Annotated in this window: 11 protein-coding genes; 3 read left to right on the forward strand and 8 right to left on the reverse strand. The window is 46.5% G+C overall.

Going from position 1 to position 18,502, the window contains the following annotated elements:
* Window positions 1–70 precede the first annotated feature (70 nt).
* Together QUB14_RS26300 and QUB14_RS26305 are read right to left on the reverse strand one after the other, a co-directional pair.
* Window positions 71–205, reverse strand: coding sequence for a hypothetical protein (locus QUB14_RS26300; RefSeq protein ID WP_333220806.1), 135 nt, complete (start codon window positions 203–205; stop codon window positions 71–73).
* Window positions 195–500, reverse strand: a complete 306-nt coding sequence (locus QUB14_RS26305; RefSeq protein ID WP_190663501.1) for a hypothetical protein — start codon at window positions 498–500, stop codon at window positions 195–197. The genes QUB14_RS26300 and QUB14_RS26305 overlap by 11 nt, the downstream gene beginning before the upstream one ends.
* A gap of 406 nt (window positions 501–906) precedes the next feature.
* On the opposite strand from QUB14_RS26305, the gene QUB14_RS26310 reads away from it, so the two are divergent.
* A complete protein-coding gene (locus QUB14_RS26310; RefSeq protein ID WP_006635886.1) occupies window positions 907–1,206 on the forward strand; it encodes a DUF7734 family protein in 300 nt (99 codons plus the stop codon).
* Between the two features lie 91 nt (window positions 1,207–1,297).
* Here QUB14_RS26310 and atpC read toward each other — a convergent pair whose 3' ends face one another.
* The 3 genes from atpC to QUB14_RS26325 all read right to left on the reverse strand — a co-directional run bounded on the left by atpC (window position 1,298) and on the right by QUB14_RS26325 (window position 4,392).
* The gene (gene atpC / locus QUB14_RS26315; RefSeq protein ID WP_190663502.1) at window positions 1,298–1,705 is read right to left on the reverse strand and encodes an ATP synthase F1 subunit epsilon; all 408 of its coding nucleotides are present in this window, start codon (window positions 1,703–1,705) and stop codon (window positions 1,298–1,300) included.
* Window positions 1,706–1,860: 155 nt separating this feature from the next.
* Window positions 1,861–3,318: a F0F1 ATP synthase subunit beta gene (gene atpD, locus QUB14_RS26320; protein ID WP_333220809.1), complete on the reverse strand. Its 1,458-nt coding sequence runs from the start codon at window positions 3,316–3,318 to the stop codon at window positions 1,861–1,863.
* Window positions 3,319–3,456: 138 nt separating this feature from the next.
* Window positions 3,457–4,392 (reverse strand): PEP-CTERM sorting domain-containing protein, encoded by a 936-nt coding sequence (locus QUB14_RS26325; RefSeq protein ID WP_333220811.1) that lies wholly within the window; start codon window positions 4,390–4,392, stop codon window positions 3,457–3,459.
* A gap of 966 nt (window positions 4,393–5,358) precedes the next feature.
* On the opposite strand from QUB14_RS26325, the gene QUB14_RS26330 reads away from it, so the two are divergent.
* Window positions 5,359–14,763, forward strand: coding sequence for a CHAT domain-containing protein (locus QUB14_RS26330; protein ID WP_333297392.1), 9,405 nt, complete (start codon window positions 5,359–5,361; stop codon window positions 14,761–14,763).
* A 398-nt stretch (window positions 14,764–15,161) separates the two neighbouring features.
* Here QUB14_RS26330 and QUB14_RS26335 read toward each other — a convergent pair whose 3' ends face one another.
* Window positions 15,162–15,575, reverse strand: coding sequence for a hypothetical protein (locus tag QUB14_RS26335; RefSeq protein WP_333220815.1), 414 nt, complete (start codon window positions 15,573–15,575; stop codon window positions 15,162–15,164).
* A 12-nt stretch (window positions 15,576–15,587) separates the two neighbouring features.
* Here QUB14_RS26335 and QUB14_RS26340 point away from each other — a divergent pair, with 12 nt between their 5' ends.
* Window positions 15,588–15,833: a hypothetical protein gene (locus QUB14_RS26340; protein WP_333220817.1), complete on the forward strand. Its 246-nt coding sequence runs from the start codon at window positions 15,588–15,590 to the stop codon at window positions 15,831–15,833.
* A gap of 119 nt (window positions 15,834–15,952) precedes the next feature.
* Here the strand turns inward: QUB14_RS26340 and ligA are convergent, their stop codons facing one another.
* Together ligA and QUB14_RS26350 are read right to left on the reverse strand one after the other, a co-directional pair.
* Window positions 15,953–18,103, reverse strand: coding sequence for an NAD-dependent DNA ligase LigA (gene ligA, locus QUB14_RS26345; protein ID WP_333220819.1), 2,151 nt, complete (start codon window positions 18,101–18,103; stop codon window positions 15,953–15,955).
* A gap of 226 nt (window positions 18,104–18,329) precedes the next feature.
* On the reverse strand, window positions 18,330–18,502 hold a 173-nt coding region (locus QUB14_RS26350; protein WP_333220821.1), incomplete at its 5' end, for a transposase.

Raw genomic sequence — 18,502 nt, forward strand, 5'->3', positions numbered from 1 at the left:
AGTTACATTATCCGATATGAGGAATTGGTTTACTCACTGCTGTTATTGTACCTCATCTATCTGAGAAACGCTATAGCAAATTATTAAAAGTCAAAGCGAACCATACGGACACGGCATTTCCGTGTCCTACTCCCCGCGCCGGACAAGGCATTGCCATATCCCTGCCGATGTTCACATACAATATATCTGTATCACTACTTTTCATCCAAAGCTTCTATTCCCGACCATCCTTCAGGCACTCCATACATTCCATTCTTTAGAGAGCGCTGGTAGTAAATTGCTGCTAACCTATCTTGAGGATTTCTTTCGCAAATCTTACTGAATAATTTTTGCGCTTCAGTAAAATTTTGCTCGAAATAAAGCTTCAGACTTTTTTGAAATTCAGCAGCAGTTTCCTGTTTTAGTTCAATGCTGTGTTCTGTTTCTGCATCATAAATTTCAAACACGGAGACGGCAGATTTTTTGCCTTTTACTGTGACTCGCTCGACAAATCGGCACATATATTTTTCTCGATAGCCCAAAGGCTCTAAAATTGAGCCACTAACTATAATTCCCGCCTCGTAAACAGTTATTTATTAGCTTTGAGTTGCCACTTACCATAGCTGATCTCAAGCAAAAAACTAGCATAAATAGCAGCGTATATCCCAAGCCAAACGCTGTTTAATAAAAATTAAACGGGACAACGATAATTGAAACCCAATCTTTCTGTGGCTCATAGAATATCCGACAAGTATGTTTTGCCGGATGAACACATTGCAGATGTTTTTTACAGGATTTATATTATGTCCGCTTACTTCCTACTGTTAAAAAAGGTCGAATTAAAAATAAAAAATTAGCTATCTGTCGCTGAAATTAGCCGCAAAATTAAGCTATATTGTAGCAGATTTCAGGAAAGTGAGATTTGCTATGGCTGACTCTATTGCTCGTCGTTTGGAACAATACACGGTAAAACGATCGCACGAAGTTTTAATCGTCAAGGCCCAAATTGACGGCGAATTCGATGAAATTGCTATTTTTAAAGGCTTTTCTAGCTCTTTGACGCGATCGACCGCTTTCGATCCCGAGGTTCCTGTTTTGCCGGAAGAAGCAAAAATTGTCAGTGTCGATCGTGTGGAGAGCCCCTACAATCCAAATAACCCCCGCTATCTTCAGCAGGGGTTATCTTGGGAAACAATGCAATCTCTATTGTCCGAGGCGGGAGTTTAGCAAAACATTAGGGACACAACGTGAGAAAAACAGCAGGGACACAACAATGTTGTGTCCCTACTACAAAAGCACTATGTCGTTACCCTTAGAGCTAGAGCGTGCCGCCGGCAGCTTGGAAACGAGCTCTCGCGCGTTTGATTGCCTGCTTAGCTTTAATTTGCTCTTGGTCAGTGCCACTAGCGGACTTTTCCAAACGAGCTACTGCTTCGGTGTAAGCAGTACGAGCAGCTTCTTTATCAATGGTTTCGCCTTTTTCAGCGCCGTTGACAAGAATAGTAACTTTGTTTTCTTGGATTTCTGCAAAGCCACCCATCAGAGCAATAGACACCCATTCCTTGCCGGGACGGACGCGCATTACTCCGGTATCCAAAGCTGTCAACATTGGAGCGTGACCGCTCAAGATACCCAGTTGGCCTGTGGTGCTCGGCAGAATTACTTCTTCAGCATTAGAATCCCAAACAGTTTTGTCTGGGGCCACTACGCGCACAGTTAATGTCATAAATTGTCAGTTGTCGGTTGTCAGTTGTCAGTTGTCAGTTGTCAGTTGTCAGTTGTCAGTTGTCAGTTATCAGTTGTCAGTTGTTACCAATAACAAATAACTAATAACTAATAACGACTGACTACTGACTACTGACTACTGACTAATGACTAAAATTACTTGGCGTCAGCTTTCATTTTTTCAGCTTTGGCGATCGCCTCGTTGATATCGCCCACCAAATAGAAAGCTTGTTCAGGTAATTCGTCCAGTTCGCCAGCCAAAATCATCTGGAAACCCTTAATGGTGTCTGCCAGCTTGACGTACTTCCCGGGGGAACCGGTGAACACTTCCGCCACAAAGAACGGTTGAGACAAGAACCGTTCAATTTTGCGAGCGCGAGAAACGGTCAAGCGGTCATCTTCCGACAGCTCATCCAAGCCCAAAATTGCAATAATGTCTTGCAATTCCTTGTAGCGTTGCAGAGTAGACTGCACCTGACGAGCAACACCATAGTGCTCTTCGCCGACAACGCTAACTTGCAACATCGTAGACGTAGAATCCAGCGGGTCAACAGCCGGATAAATCCCCTTCGCAGCCAAACCGCGAGACAACACAGTTGTAGCGTCCAAGTGAGCAAAAGTCGTAGCCGGTGCGGGGTCAGTCAAGTCATCCGCAGGTACGTACACAGCTTGAACCGAAGTAATCGAACCTTCGGTAGTCGAAGTAATCCGTTCTTGCAAGTCGCCCATGTCTGTACCGAGAGTCGGCTGATATCCCACAGCCGAAGGCATCCGACCCAACAGAGCCGATACCTCAGAACCCGCTTGCACAAACCGGAAGATATTGTCAATGAACAGCAGCACGTCTTGCTTGCTGACATCGCGGAAGTATTCGGCCATCGCCAGAGCCGACAGGCCCACGCGCATCCGAGCACCAGGCGGCTCGTTCATTTGACCGTAAACCAGAGCAATTTTCGACTTGCTGCGGTCTTCTTCGTCAATAACCCCTGACTCGATCATTTCTTTGTAGAGGTCATTACCTTCGCGGGTGCGCTCGCCCACACCACCGAACACGGACACGCCGCCGTGAGCTTTGGCGATGTTGTTCACGAGTTCCATCATAATCACGGTTTTGCCGACGCCTGCGCCGCCGAACAAACCGATTTTGCCGCCGCGACGGTAGGGGGCGAGCAGGTCAATCACCTTGATACCTGTTTCAAACACCGAAGGCTTGGTTTCCAGTTCGGTGAAAGCCGGCGGGTTGCGGTGGATGGGCATACTTTCGGAAGTATTGACCGGGCCGAGATTGTCTACGGGTTGACCGATGACGTTAAAAATCCGGCCGAGAGTTGGGATTCCGACGGGAACTTGGATCGCTTCCCCGGTATCTACTACTTCCATGCCACGCACCAAGCCGTCGGTGGTACTCATGGAAACTGCGCGCACTTGGCTGTCTCCGAGCAGTTGCTGAACTTCGCAGGTAACGGCAATTTCTTGACCTGCTTCGTTTTTGCCGGAAATCGTGAGAGCGTTATAGATTTGGGGCAGTTTGCCGCCTGGGAATTTTACGTCTACAACTGGCCCGATGATTTGGGTGATGTAGCCTACGTTCGTTTTTTCTGCGGTGGATACCATGAATAGTGCCTTTGTTAGGATGCTATTTTTCCCGTTATGGAAAAAGTCTTAACATTTAGAAATGCTATTTCTCAGAGTACCACTGAACAGACGCACTATTTAGATTTGTATGGGGCTGGTTAATAGTCATTTTTATGGTTACTGCCCTCGCTTTTTTTTCCTGCGAGTTGCAGCCAAAGCCCCGATCCCCAGCATAGTCCCGAACACTGTGACAGGTTCGGGGACTGGTTCGGGGACTAACTGAGCCGACACGGTGAAGTCTTCGAAGTCAAGATCGGTTCCTGGTTGGGCATTGTCGAAATCGTCGAAGGAGATTTGTGTGCCATTAGCCAGTTCGGCCATTGTGAGGGATGAAAATTGCTCTGGGCCTTTACCGCCGTTGATGTTTGTAAATGAGTCGCTGGAGTTGGGGTTGAGCATAAAGTCACCAAACACAGCAAGTTGACATCCCTCCACCCCACATTCATCTCTTCGGAACTGGGTGCCGGGGGTCCACCATAGGGTGCTGTTCATGAAGGTACTCGACGAGACGTATTCCTCCACATCGCTGCCGCTGCCCGTGTCGCTCCACAGCAGCAGGGCATAAATTTGATCCTTCAAAAATGTGACGGTTTGGGTGATGGAGCCGTTGTCCGAGGTGACGGCGTTGCCGAAGGTTCCTTCCCAGTTGTTGGCAGAGCCGTTATCTGAGGGTTGAGTCTCCTCAAACAGTCTGGCGACGTTAGTGTAGCCATTGTTTGCTGACTCAGCTTGGGCCACCCACAAGCTCGACTGGTAACCGCCGTGAGATTCCTCGAAGGTAAACTCTATACTGGTATCTTCATCGAACTGGATGCCGGCAGTGCCAAACATGAAAGCTCTGACGGGCGTGCAGATGCTGAGCAACATTGTGGTTGCTAAGCTGGCGACTGTAAAAGATGTTTTTTTGACTAGCATTAAGGTAGTCATAACCCTGATTCCTCCAGTATTGTTACGTAGTAAGGCGCAAAATGCCATGTTGCCGTGACGCGAACCGACGATCGCGAGCCTGCGATATTTAGGACGATCGTCAAACCTAAAGAAGAGACTCCACACCAGTGAATCTACATACAGATCTTACTTAAGGGTGTTTTGGAGTAAATGAGTGCTTCTTCTAAGAGTTTTCACTGACACCAGATTGACACAGTTTAATCTCTCAGAGCAAGATTTTCATCCTGCCTAGACTTCCAACCTACTACATTTACTTCGTTTCGGTAACGGTCTCAAGTTGAGTGCAAGACTTGTACATATTGGCTTTCATCAAAAATACATAAAAATTTTAATCGAGCTTTATAAATTTTTGGTAAAGTTCATCCATAAAATATAAAGTTTTTGAGAGAAAGTCTGCTGTTCGGTTCGTTGTCCTGAAAGCGGGCTGCAAGCTGCTCTGCCTATGCAGAAAGCAGCGGAGGCGACCGCGAGTAGGGACTTGATCGAGTATTTTGACACTCTAAGCAAGCTGTATAACAGGCGATCTGTACTTACGTAATTTTGACTAAAATTCCGAGTTTTTTAAACCCCTAACCGTCGCATTCCGCGCCATATTTTCCCCCACATTCCCGGACGCATCAACCCGGTTTTTAAAGATAATGGGGTCAATCGATTTTAGATTTGAGACTTCGGCGTGACCCTTCGACACGCTCAGGGCCCAGACGCTCTGTCGAACGATTTTAGATTAAAGAATTGAAGCATTGACCCCACGGATAAATTCGGGGGGCAAGTTTCATCGGATACAGGTTTTTTATTTCTGGGTCCTGAGTCTGCGCGTTGGAATGAATCCGGGGGCTTGTTTCCTGCATGCTTTCGGTCAAAAAAAGAAAGTAAGTTTCATTTCCCGCGCCTGACTTCTAGTAAAAAAACTCTTTTTAAGTAAATCATAGTAATTAAAAATATACATTTCCTTTTTTAGTCCTAATTATTCGACCAGCAAAAATAGGCTTCTCCTATTGACATGAGAAATTTTTAGGAGTAAAAGTAGTAGAAATAAATACGATCGCACTTTAAGCACAATCTTTAAACACAATGACACCCAACAAACTACATTTGCTCGGATGGTTATTCATTGTTAGCTGGTTGAGTGCAGCGGCGGGTTCGGCAAACGCACAGCCCATCGCCCCGGCACCAGACGGCACTAACACAGTTGTTACTCCCAGCGGCAACCGCTACGACATTTCCGGGGGGGCATTCAGCGGAGATGGGGCTAATCTTTTTCACAGTTTTACTCAGTTCGGCCTCAGCGAGGCTCAAACGGCTAACTTTCTGACCAATCCCAATATTCAAAATATTTTGGGAAGGATTACTGGGGGTAATCCTTCTTTAATAAATGGCTTAATTCAAGTGACGGGGGGAAATTCCAATTTATTTTTGATGAATCCGGCGGGCATGATTTTCGGGCCGAATGCCAGTCTCAACGTGCCTGGATCTTTTAATGCTACTACGGCGACAGGGATTGGTTTTGGGAACAATCAGTGGTTTAGTGCGATCGGCAATAACAATTGGGCAACATTAATCGGGACGCCGAACAGTTTTGCGTTTACAAATTTGCCAGGTGGAAGCATTGTTAATGCAGGCAATTTGACGGTGACACCAGGTCAAAGTTTAAGTTTGATTGGCGGTACGGTTGTCAATACCGGTCAGTTAACTGCGCCCGGGGGCAATATTACCGTGATGGCCGTACCCGGTCAAAATTTGGTACGGATCGCTCAAACCGGAAATTTGCTGAGTCTGGAAATTCAGCCGACAGCTAGCCAAAGTTCCTTGCCGAATAATTTCGCGCAGCCAGTCCTATCTTTGCCGGAGTTGCTGACTGGAAAAGGTCAGGAACAAGCAACTAATTTAGCGGTAAATCCCAATGGCGAAGTTGTGTTGACTGGGAATGTTTCTGTGCCGGTAACTGCGGGAACTGCGATCGCATCCGGCAGTCTCAATGTCTCTGGCAACACTGGCGGTACTGTAAATATTTTAGGCGACAAAGTAGGAGTTATTGCAGGCAATATCGATGCTTCTGGGATTAACGGTGGCGGTAATGTACTGATTGGGGGAGATTATCAGGGTTTGGGGACTGTGCCCAATGCTTCGCGAACTTTTGTTAGCAGCAACTCGACGATTAATGCTAATGCTGTTAGTAATGGGAATGGCGGGCGAGTTATAGTTTGGGCTGATGAAACTACTCGCTTTAATGGCAATATTACGGCCAGAGGTGGCTTGTTTTCGGGGAATGGCGGCTTTGTGGAAGTGTCGGGAAAGCAATCGCTGGATTTTCAAGGATTAGTTGATTTGCGATCGACCTTTGGGATTGCTGGCACCTTATTGTTAGATCCTACTGATATTACTATTAGTACAGATGTGGATACAGGTGGCACTTTATCAGGGGAAGCATTTACGCCCTCGGATGGGACTTCTACAATTAATAATGGGACGCTGCAAACACAGCTAGATTTGGGAAATGTGACTATTTCTACTGCGTCGGGTTCTCCGAATCAAGGCGATATTACAGTCAAGGCACCAGTTTCTTGGCTCAGCACTAATTCCCTAACTCTGAATGCTAATAACAGCATACTTGTTAACAACGATATCACCGCTAACGGCGGCAGTATAACCCTGAATGCAGATGTAGATGGCAGTGGTGCAGGGGCGATCGCCATTACCAATGCTATCATCAACTCGAACGGCGGCAACATCATTTTAGGAGGCGGCACCAACCCGTCAAATTCCCCAGCAGTAGGGACAGCGCCAAATCCCATCGGAGTTTCTCTCACCGGTTCCACCCTCAATGCCGGCACTGGAAATATTTCTATTAGAGGTCAAGGACTCGCTGGAGACAGTTTCAATCACGGCATTTCTGTTTCTACCAGCAAAATCACGACGGCTGAGACTGGAAGTATTACTCTCAATGGTATTGGCGGTAATGGAACTGGAAGCGACAACAAGGGGATTAACATTATTACCAGTACAGTGGAATCGATCGGGACAGGGAGTATTACTCTCAACGGTACTGGCGGAAACGGGACATTTAATAATCGAGGGATATCTATTGACAGCAGTACAGTACGGGCTGGGGGAAATGTCAGCCTGACTGGTAACGGTGCTGGGACTTTAACCAACAACATCGGCGTTAGAATCAACAACTCTACAGTCGAGTCAACGCCCGGGAATGGGACTGTCACCATTACCGGGACAGGGGGAAATGGGACGAGTGGCAATGAAGGGATAACTATTATTGGTTTTGGCAGCACAGTAAAATCGCAGAATGGAGATATCACCCTGACTGGAACAGGCCAGGGGAGCGCGGAAAACAACAGGGGCCTTTTGGTGGAAAGAGGGGTGGTGAACTCCACAGGCACCGGGAATCTGACTCTAACCGGTGTTGGCGGCAATGGGACTGATGGCAATCAAGGGATATCATTAGGGATATCATTTAGTGGCGGCACAGTAAAAGCGCTCTCTGGAAATGTCACTCTGACTGGTACAGGTGGTGGGACGGGGACTTTCAACGACGGTATATTTCTAGGCGAGTCTAGAGTCAACAGCGCAGGTCTGGGAAAGGTGACGTTGACGGGCACGGGCAGTGGAGGGACGGGCAGTAATTCTGGGATCAGGCTCGACATAGGCACGATAGGATCGCAGGATGGAGATATTGCTTTAACCGGTACCGGTGTAGGGACTGACTCTAGCAGCTATGGGATTAACTTAGGCCAGGGCTACGAGGGTCTTACTAATAGGGTGCAATCTACGGGAACAGGTAATATTAACCTCACGGGAAAGGCTAACAACAATTCCATTCCAATTAACATCATCGACGGTGTAATTGATGCGGCTTTGGGCGGCAATGTCACTTTGACTGGTGATGAAATTCAACTGTCAGAAACAAGTCAAGTTAATGGTATTGGGACTATCCAGTTGCAGCCGCTTACTCCCAGTTTAGATATTACTGTGGGCGGCAATACTGCGGACGCTCGTTTGAATCTCAGTGCAGCGGAACTCGCACCTCCCGTATTGAATGGCTTTTCCCAAATGATTATCGGGCGCACGGATGGGACGGGGACGATCGCCGTTGACCCCGCTGGTGTTACTTTTAATTTCCCCGTCACTATGCAAGCTGCCACCATTGCAGTCGATGGAAACATTACAGGTGTAAACAACGCTTCAATTACTTTTAAGGCTCCAACGACTAACTTAAACGCAAATATTCTCACCAACGAACAGAATATTACCTTTGGTGAGCAAGTCTCTCTCGGTACGGGTTCTAATGTCACTCTCGATACTGGGTTAACGGATGCAGGCCACATTAATTTTGGGGGAACGGTTGACGGCGATGGCAACCTAGTTTTGACTGCGGGAACAGGTATTATTAATCTCAGCGGGCCAATTGGGGCGACTGTGCCATTGCGTTCCCTGAAAATAGAAAATTCTCTCAATGTTACCAGTCCCAACCCGATCGCAATTACAACTACAGACAATATAACTATAACTGCTGCCGATATCACAAATCCCGGACGGGCGATCGGCCTTACCAGCACTAATGGCAATATTGATACGACTGCAGGGGCAATTGATACCACATCCAGTACCGGAAATGCTGGCCCGATTACACTCAGTGCCAACAATATTACTGTTGGTAATCTTAACTCTAGTTCTAGTTCCGGTGCCGCCGGAGATATCGCGATCGCAACTCCCAATCAAGTTGGGATACAAGGCATTGATGCTAATGGATTGCCCGGTACTGGAAATATTACCATTAGCGGCAATGAGATTATATCTTCGGGAATAGCAGATTCGGTCAAGAGTCAAGGTACTTTGTCAGTTCAGCCGTTTTCGCCAAATGTCGGAATTCGCTTCCAGGCTGAACTTCCTGACGATCCGCAGGCGATCGATATAGGAACACCGTTTTTATCCTCATTGCGTAATGGCTTTAGTGCCCTTGTTTTCGGAGGGAAGACTACTACAGGCAATATCACTGTAGAGAATTTGCCGGTATCTTTTCCCGATCCTGTGACTTTCAATACTCAAGGCACTATTTCTATAAATCCCAATCAATCGATTTCGGGAACTGATAATGCTTCAATTACTCTGAATGCTACAACTAATAACCTGAATGGCAATATTACCACCCAATCTCAAGATATCACAATTAACGGCAATACCTTAGTTGGAGATAGCGTCTTAGTCAGCAATGGCAATTCAGCAGGTGGCAATATTCTGTTTAACAATAACATTGATGGCAGCGGCAATCTTACCTTAGAAACAGGTACTGGAAACATTGACGTTAAAGGTGCTGTAGGCAACACCCCGGCATTAGGAATAGGAAATGTCACCGTCAAAAGTAGTGCTGGCACAACTACATTTAATCAAACAGTCAATGCCGCGAGTTTGACTACAGATATTGGTGGCACAACTCAACTCAATGGCAATGTCACTACAATCGGGAGTCAAACTTATGGAGATGCAGTTACAATTGCCAATAATCCGATTCTCTCCGGCAGCGAAATTACTTTCAACGATACTGTTAACGGCAGCAGCGATTTAACGGCGAATGCAGTTACCGGTAATGTTACATTCAATGGTGCAGTTGGGAATCCAACAAATACGCTCGGCAATTTAACAGCTAATTCTAAAGGAACAACTGCATTTAATCAAACAGTCAATGCCGCGAGTTTGACTACAGATGCTGACGGCACAACTCAAGTCAAGGGAAATGTCACTACAACTGGCAGTCAAACTTATGGAGATGCTGTCACCATTGCCAATAATCCCATTCTCACAGGCAGCGAAATTACTTTCAATAATACTGTAGACGGCACCAGCGATTTGACGGCGAAGGCGGTTAGCGGTAATGTGACATTCAATAGTGCAGTTGGTGCTGCAAGTACGATCGGCAATTTAACAGCTAACTCTACAGGCACAACCGCATTTAATCAAACAGTCAATGTCGCGAGTTTGACTACAGATGCTGGCGGCACAACTCAAGTCAAGGGAAATGTCACTACAACTGGCGCTCAAACCTACGGAGATGCAGTTACAATTGCCAATAATCCGATTCTTTCAGGCGACAGCATTACTTTCAATAATACTGTTGATGGTACCAGCGATTTGACTGTAAATGCTGCTAGCGGTAATCTTACCTTCAAAAGTGCGATCGGCGAAACAACTCCTCTCACTAATTTAACTGCCAACAGCAAGATATCTTTAGGGGGCAATGTCACTACAACTGGCAGTCAAACTTATGCTGATGCTGTCACAATTGCCAAAAGCTCGATTATTTCAGGCAGCGGGATTACTTTCACCAAGACAGTTGACGTAGCTGGCAATCTGGGTATTGCGGCTGATAATGTCAATCTAAAAGGAACTGTAACAACCACCAATGACGGCGCGCTCACAATCACCAATAAGGTAAATCTAAATATTGATAACAACCTGAATTTAGACGGTGCATTTATTCAAAATGGCGGGGGAACTGTTGCGGTCAACGGAAATATCGCCACAACTAATGATAACATTAGTTTTAGTGGCCCGGTGACATTAAAAGCTCCTGTAACTTTTACACTCGGAGATGCAAGTATTGCTTTCGGTTCGAGTTTATCAGCAGGTAGTAACCCGCTGACTTTAACAGCCGGTGAAATTGATTTTTCTGGGAACGTTTCTGGTACGGGCGCGTTAACACTGCAACCCGCAACAGCGGGAAAAAATATTGTTGTTGGCGGAACTGATAACAATACTAGCGCTTTTGATTTGACTGCATCGGAAATTAGTTTAATTCAAAATGGATTTAGCTCGATCGCGATCGGGCGCTCGGATAGCAGTGCAAATGTTAGTATTCCCTCTAATCTTACATTTTTAGATCCAGTAAATATTCAAACGGGAACTGGTACGATAGCACTTGATGGCACTCTTACCGGAAATGACAACAGCAGCATTGCTCTCAACGCTTCCACGATTAATTTAAATTATGGCATCAATACCAATAAAAATCCGATCGCTCTCAACGGCACTGTCCAACTCGGAAACGATATTAATCTCAGTACCGGCGGCGGAGATATTAAGATAATTGGGGCGATCGGCGGCAACCATTTGTTGAACTTAGATGCAGCTACAGGCAATGTGCTGGTGCAAGGAAATATCGGAGGAACAGCACCACTTTCTGCTTTGAATGTTACTGCAACGCAGGCGGAATTCACAGGTAACATTGCGAGCAATTCTGGTTTAAATATTGCTGCTGCAAGCACTAAGTTGGGTGGCAATGTTACTACTAATCAGGGCAATATCAATATTAACGGTGTTCTCGGGTTGACGAAAGATGTGATATTGAGTACAGCCGGGGGGAATATTGCCTTTGGAGGTGCGATCGACAGTATTGATGGGGCCCGCAACTTAACTCTAGCCTCCGGTAGCGGCAGTATCACTTTCAACGCTGCGGTGGGGGCTACCAGCAAGTTAGGAAATGTTGCGATCGAAAATGCTGGCAATGTGACAGGAAACTCGACAATTAACGCGCAACAATTGACAGCACTAAACACGGAAAAAGTCAACTTATCGGGAGATGTCACCGCCAGCAAAGTCGATATTACTGCCAAGGGCGATATAAGTGTTAAAAATATTACTACTAATGGCGGAGAAATTCTTTTTACAAGCGGTAACAATTTCACCGCAGGCAATTTGAATACATCGGGAAACAGTGGCGGTAACATAACTGTTAAGGCGATAACTTCAATTACCACCGGACAAATTAACTCTAGCGCTATAGTCGGAAATGCGGGCAATGTGTTCTTAGATCCGATCGGCGATATTCAAGTAGAGTGGATCAATGCCCAAGGCGGTACTGGCGGCACCGGTGGCGAGGTGACAGCAATCACAGGCAATTTTTTCCGCGCTACGGGTACTTTTTCCACCCCACTGTCGCCGACGGGATTTGCTAGCATTTCTACTGCTGGCGGCGCAGGTGGTGGCAAAATTACAATTGTGCACGCTGGGGGAGATGGAGGGACGCCGATTCAACCGTTTGTGGTGGGGGATGCTGCTAGCAACGGTACGGCGGGTGCAATTACAACAGGAAAATCTAGCATTACATCGCAGTCGTTTCCGCGTTCTAGTAGTGTGGGTAATATTGTGCTTTCGACGGATGACGCGATCGACCCGACGCCAACCGTTCCGCCCACAACGGAAACAATTCCCCCAACAATTCCGCCCACAACGGAAACAATTCCCCCAACAATTCCGCCCACAACGGAAACAATCCCCCCAACAATTCCGCCCACAACGGAAACAATTCCCCCAACAATTCCGCCCACAACGGAAACAATTGCGCCAGCAATTCCGCCCACAACGGAAACAATTCCCCCAACAATTCCGCCCCTAACGGAAACAATTCCCCCAGCAATTCCGTCCCTAACGGAAACAATTTCCCCAACAATTCCGCCCCTAACGGAAACAATTCCCCCAACAATTCCGCCCCTAACGGAAACAATTCCCCCAACAATTCCGCCTACAGTCCCGCCAGCAACTCCGCGAACAACGGAAACAATTCCGCCACTAATTCCGCCAACAATTCCCCCAATAACGCGAACCGTTCTGCCAACAATTCCGCCAACAATCCCCCCAACAACGGAAACCGTTTCGCCAATAACGGGAACCGTTCCCCCAATAAAGGAAACAACGGGAACCGTTCCGCTAACAATTCCGCAAACAACGGGAACCGTTCTGCCAACAATGCCGCTGACAACGGAAACAAATCAGCAGGTAATGGAAACAAATCAGCAGGTAACGGAAACAAATCAGCAGGAAAATCAGCAGGTAACGGAAACAAATCAGCAGGAAAATCAGCAATTAACGGTCATCAATCAGCAGGAAAATCAGCAATTAACGGTCATCAATCAACAGGAAAATCAGCAGGTAACGTCACCCCTAGAATCTGTACAAGATCCCTTAAAGCTGATCGCACCTGTGACAACACTAGCATCGCCCACAGGCGCAGATACACCCGCACCGCAACCTTCAACCCCGGATTCAGAAGACTTTCAACCCCCGAAAACTCCACCGCGAGACAATCCCGCTGTTGCTGCTGCCGATCGAATTTTAACCATCGATCAAAGTATCACCAGTCCATTACCCGCCGACATCGTACCGTCCCCACCAGAATCGAAACAACCACCAACAGTCAACCCTACTTCTAATTTAGTTCTGGGATATCTTCCGTCTCCCGATCGACTTTTTGAAGGTAACGACATACAGAAAACAGTCTGGGGAATCGAAGAAATGAGGAATCAAGAATTTGGAGAATACTTGGGGGTAAAAGCCAACCTCCCAGAGGAAAAAACCTTGATTTCGACATTCCAAGAAACTTTACAAAATATCGAACAGCAAACCGGCAAGCGGTCTGGTATTCTCTACATAGTCTCGCGAGCCGATCGACTGGAACTAATTTTAGTTGCTCCCGTGGGGCGGCCGATTCACTACAGCGTCCCCGAAGCCAACAGAGCAGCTCTTTTCCCCACCGTTAAGGACTTGCGCGATGAAATCACCAATCCCGCAAAACGCGCTAGTACCAGTTATCTAGCCCCCGCCCAGCAACTATATAAATGGGCGATCGCGCCCCTAGAAAAAGACTTAGAAAACTTAGGAATTCATACTTTGTTAGTGTCAGTCGATGCGGGATTGCGAAGCCTGCCCTTTGCCGCTTTGCACGACGGTAAAGGCTTCTTGATGGAAAAATACAGTTTCAGCCTAATTCCAAGTTTTAGTTCGACTAATACCGATTATAAAGCAGTTAGAGACGCCACAGTGCTAGCAATGGGAAGGTCAGAATTTGTTGAGCAACAGCCATTGCCCAATGTGCCGATCGAATTGCAGGCGATTGTGGCTCAGTGGCACGGCCCCTCTTTCCTCAATTCCACTTTCACTTTAGATAATCTCAACTCGGAACACGCCAAGGGAGGATTTCGCATCGTTCACCTAGCAACTCACGCTGAATTCAAACCGGGAAAACCGAGCAATTCCTACATTCAACTGTGGAATTCCAAATTGCAGCTCGATCGCATGGAGAGTTTAAATTGGCGCAATCCGCAGGTAGACTTGTTAGTATTGAGTGCTTGTAGAACAGCCTTGGGCGATCGGGAAGCAGAGTTAGGTTTTGGAGGTTTAGCAGTCAAATCCGGCACGAAATCTGCTTTAGGGAGTTTGTGGTATGTTGACGATGGAGGCACTTTGGGGCTGATGAGCGAATTCTACCACCACTTGCGAGGAACCACCACTAAGGCAGAAGCTTTGCAACGCGCTCAACAAGCAATAATGTCCGGTAAAGTTCGGCTCGAAAACGGGCAGTTAGTGACAACAGGCGACAAGTTAAATTTACCTGCTAATTTACAACAAACAAACCAAAACTTTTCTCATCCTTACTACTGGAGTAGTTTCACCATGATCGGAAGCCCTTGGTAAGCTGCCATCTTTATTTTTTAGTCTCCGCTTCTGAGGGACGAAAGTTTCTACATTAGGAACCGTGCCCGCTTGGGGTGGTTGGGGCGGTTCTCCCGTGGCTGCCCCTATTTCAACCGCCGATCGATCTAGGGGTTTGGAACTCTATTTCTGTTTCCTCACCACCAAAGTAATATCATCACAAAACTTCGGATCGCCAATATACTGCGGCACATTATCTATCACAGATTACCTAATGGCAATAGCAGGTAAGTCTACTTACCTGCTAATTTACAACAAGAAAAGCAAGACTTTTCCGCTCTTTATTGCTGGACTATTTTCACGGTGAGATTTTTTTGTAAGTCCCCTATTTTAAGTAGCAAATCTGTTCCTTGAACAATTATCTCTAACCCGCAGATGCTCTATCTAGGGTTGATTTGTCTCGGATTTGGGGCCGCAGTTCCGTAATTAACTCGACAGCCGATATTGAACAAACTCGAACTGCACTCAAGAGGGACAATCTGCTGATCGAGGAGGGCGCTGCAACTGACATACTCGTCGTTATTAGTATCTCTTACCATACATTCGATCGGCTGAGCTCCCGATCGCGCCGACCAACTCTTCATACCTACGACTGCAATCATATGCTGCCAGTAGAAAGCAAATAGCAAAACTCCCAAAAGTACAGCAACGCCTAATCCTGCTTTCAATTTCCAACTATTTAGGACGTTTCCCAAACTATTTTTCACGTTTTCCCCTCCAGAAATTGAGCTTTCGGTAGTTATTTCTGGAGTTGTCAAGTTTGTTTGTGTTTGTTCTGCTGGAATTTCAGACATAATTTATCTCCTATGATTGCTGAGATTTTGCTAAGCTGGCAGTTGCCATCGCTATTGCAAACTTTATCAAATTTTAGCAAAACTAGCCTGTACCGACAACAGATTCGGGCAGCACCGCCGGGGAAGTATGTATATTCACCAAGTGCGATCCTCTTCGTTGGCGTAGCCCCCGTAGGGGCGGGCTTCGCTAACGCGCTTTCTATGCCTTTTGAGGTATTGCCCAATTCGCGATCGGCTATTTTGCACCTAGGGCAATAGAATTGTTGGCGATGCCCTTTGAAAACGGCTGAAGTGAATGAGCTTTTTTTGCTAACCGCAGAGGCCGCAGAGGGCGCTGAGAAAGAGCAAAGAGAAATATATGGACTTTCACCAATCATTTAGGGTTTCGATAGCAGTTCTAATAACTCAGCTTCCGAAAGTAGTTCGATTCCCAAAGATTGAGCCTTTTCCAACTTAGAACCCGCATCTTCTCCCACAACCACATAATCTGTTTTAGCACTCACAGAACTTGTGACTTTACCTCCTGCTTTTTGAATCAAATCTTTAGCTTCATCTCGTTTCAAAGTGGGCAAAGTTCCCGTCAGCACAAAAGTTTTGCCTGCAAGTTGTAAATTTGTGCTGGCTAAATTGGGATTTTTCGCTTCTGACTGCAATTGCAAGCCCGCAGTTTTCAACCGTGCAATTAAACTTTGATTAGCCGGCACTCGAAACCACTGATAAACAGCTTGAGCAATTTCCGGCCCGATGCCGTAAACGCCCTCAATCGATGCCGCCGATACCGCTGCTAACTCTTCCACATTTGCAAACCTTTCTGTCAGCAATTGAGCATTCACGCTGCCGACGTGGCGGATGCCCAAGCCGTAAAGTACGCGCGAATAAGGTTGATTTTTCGATTGGGCGATGGCGCTTACCAACTTTTCTGCTAACTTCTTACCCATGCGTTCCAAACTCATCAATTTTTCCGCTGTCAAATCGTACAAATCCGCCGCAGAATGCACCAGATTGCTATCAACCATCTGCTGCACCAACTTTTCCCCAATACCGTTAATATCCAGAGCATCCCGGCTGCAAAAATGAATCAGCGAACCCCTCAAAATTGCTGGACAAGATGTATTAATGCAGCGAGTAACGGCCTCCCCCTTTTCCCGAACTACAGGCTGTTCGCATTCGGGACAGCAACTAGGAATTTGAAAAAGTTGAGCATTTGGGGGGCGAAGTTCTGGCAAAACTCGCACAACTTCTGGTATGATTTCCCCAGCTTTTCTAACAATTACAGTATCGCCAATGTGGAGGTTCAGATCTGAAAGTCGATCGCTGTTGTGGAGAGAAGCCCGCGAAACCGTCGTCCCCGCCAACTGCACCGGTTTGAGTTCCGCTACAGGAGTCAGAGCCCCGGTTCTCCCTACTTGCACGGTGACAGCTTCTACTATTGTAGGGACTTCGGCGGCGGGATACTTCAGTGCGATCGCCCAACGCGGAAACCTCTGAGTAAAACCCAATTGTCGTTGCAGCAAAACCGAATTAATCTTAACAACAACCCCATCAGTCATGTAAGGCAAATTTCGCCGTTCAGTATCCCAATATTCGTAATACTCCCGAACCTCATCCAAAGAATAGCAAATTTTGCGATTGGGATTTACCTTAAACCCCATTCTTCGCAACAATTCCAACGATTCCCACTGTGTTTTCTCCTCGTTACCCTCATCTAAATGCAGAGTATAAGCAAAGAAATCTAACCGTCGCTTATCCACAATTTTAGAATCTAACTGCCGCAGCGTACCCGCCGCAGCATTGCGAGGATTAGCAAACAATTGTTCCCCGGCTTTTTCCCGTTCCCGATTAATTTCCTCAAACACAGCTAAAGACAAAAAAGCCTCTCCCCGCACTTCCACCACAGGCGGCGGATTATCTAAATTGAGCTTTAAAGGAATAGATCGAATAGTCTTAACATTTTGAGTAATTTCCTCTCCCGCAATGCCGTCTCCCCGCGTCGCACCGCGAACTAAAACTCCATTTTCATAGGTTAACGCTAAAGCAGAACCGTCAATTTTTAACTCGCAAACATAGGAAACCCCCCCCAGCCCCCCCTTGCTAAGGGGGGGAGTAATTTCCCTGTTTTCCTGATTGCTAATGGAAGATGTTATTCCCTCTTGTCCCCCCCCTTGATAAGGGGGTGTTAGGGGGGGTGCATTTCCCTCTTGACCGGGGGTTAGGGGGGGCGCTACCTTTTGCCAGCGTTCCTGCCATTTAGCAAATTCTTCAAAATTAAAAGCATTTTCCAAACTGTAGAGAGGAATATTGTGCTTGACGCTAAAAAATTGAGTAGCAGGCTGTTCTCCGACCCGCTGAGTCGGACTTTCTGCAGTAATTAATTCCGGGTAATCTGATTCTAAGTCTTGCAACTGGCGATAAAGTCGATCGTACACTTCATCTGGCATGATCGGCGCATCGAGAACATAATAAGCATAGCTAGCTTCCTGTAGCTGCTGCCTCAACTGTTGAATTTGCTGCTGAATTTCTGCTGCCATATCAATTTAAGGTTTTCGATTTTCGCTGTTAAATTTTTGATTATAACTCTTCATTTTAGCTCAAAAAAAAGCAGCAAGCAACCTCTCGCCTGCCAGAGCAATTTTAGATTTAAGACGCTCGATCTCAATTTGAGCTAAAAACAAAGATCCAGCAACTAGAAAATCAAAACTTATCCTAATTATCACCCTGCCCAAAAACGGATAGTTATAGCAACCGCCAAGGCGGTTAGGATGCAAGGCGTAGGACATCTTCGATCGCATCACGTAAACAGTCAAAGCGCTTTAATTGTTTGCGGATGCGACTTTTGAGCCAAGACCAGCATTGTTCAATCCTGTTCAAATCAGGGGAGTACGGCGGTAAATACAACAATCTACACCCTACACTTTGAATCAATTCCT

Origin of the sequence: Microcoleus sp. B3-D2, assembly GCF_036705345.1 — a bacterium.
Lineage (GTDB): Bacteria > Cyanobacteriota > Cyanobacteriia > Cyanobacteriales > Microcoleaceae > Microcoleus.

What these genes read in the sequence shown, in the direction of transcription:
- QUB14_RS26300 (WP_333220806.1), bottom strand. Translation starts at nt 205, where the DNA reads ATGAAAAGTAGTGATACAGATATATTGTATGTGAACATCGGCAGGGAT.
- QUB14_RS26305 (WP_190663501.1), bottom strand. Translation starts at nt 500, where the DNA reads ATGTGCCGATTTGTCGAGCGAGTCACAGTAAAAGGCAAAAAATCTGCC.
- QUB14_RS26310 (WP_006635886.1), top strand. Translation starts at nt 907, where the DNA reads ATGGCTGACTCTATTGCTCGTCGTTTGGAACAATACACGGTAAAACGA.
- atpC (WP_190663502.1), bottom strand. Translation starts at nt 1,705, where the DNA reads ATGACATTAACTGTGCGCGTAGTGGCCCCAGACAAAACTGTTTGGGAT.
- atpD (WP_333220809.1), bottom strand. Translation starts at nt 3,318, where the DNA reads ATGGTATCCACCGCAGAAAAAACGAACGTAGGCTACATCACCCAAATC.
- QUB14_RS26330 (WP_333297392.1), top strand. Translation starts at nt 5,359, where the DNA reads ATGACACCCAACAAACTACATTTGCTCGGATGGTTATTCATTGTTAGC.
- QUB14_RS26335 (WP_333220815.1), bottom strand. Translation starts at nt 15,575, where the DNA reads ATGTCTGAAATTCCAGCAGAACAAACACAAACAAACTTGACAACTCCA.
- QUB14_RS26340 (WP_333220817.1), top strand. Translation starts at nt 15,588, where the DNA reads ATGATTGCTGAGATTTTGCTAAGCTGGCAGTTGCCATCGCTATTGCAA.
- ligA (WP_333220819.1), bottom strand. Translation starts at nt 18,103, where the DNA reads ATGGCAGCAGAAATTCAGCAGCAAATTCAACAGTTGAGGCAGCAGCTA.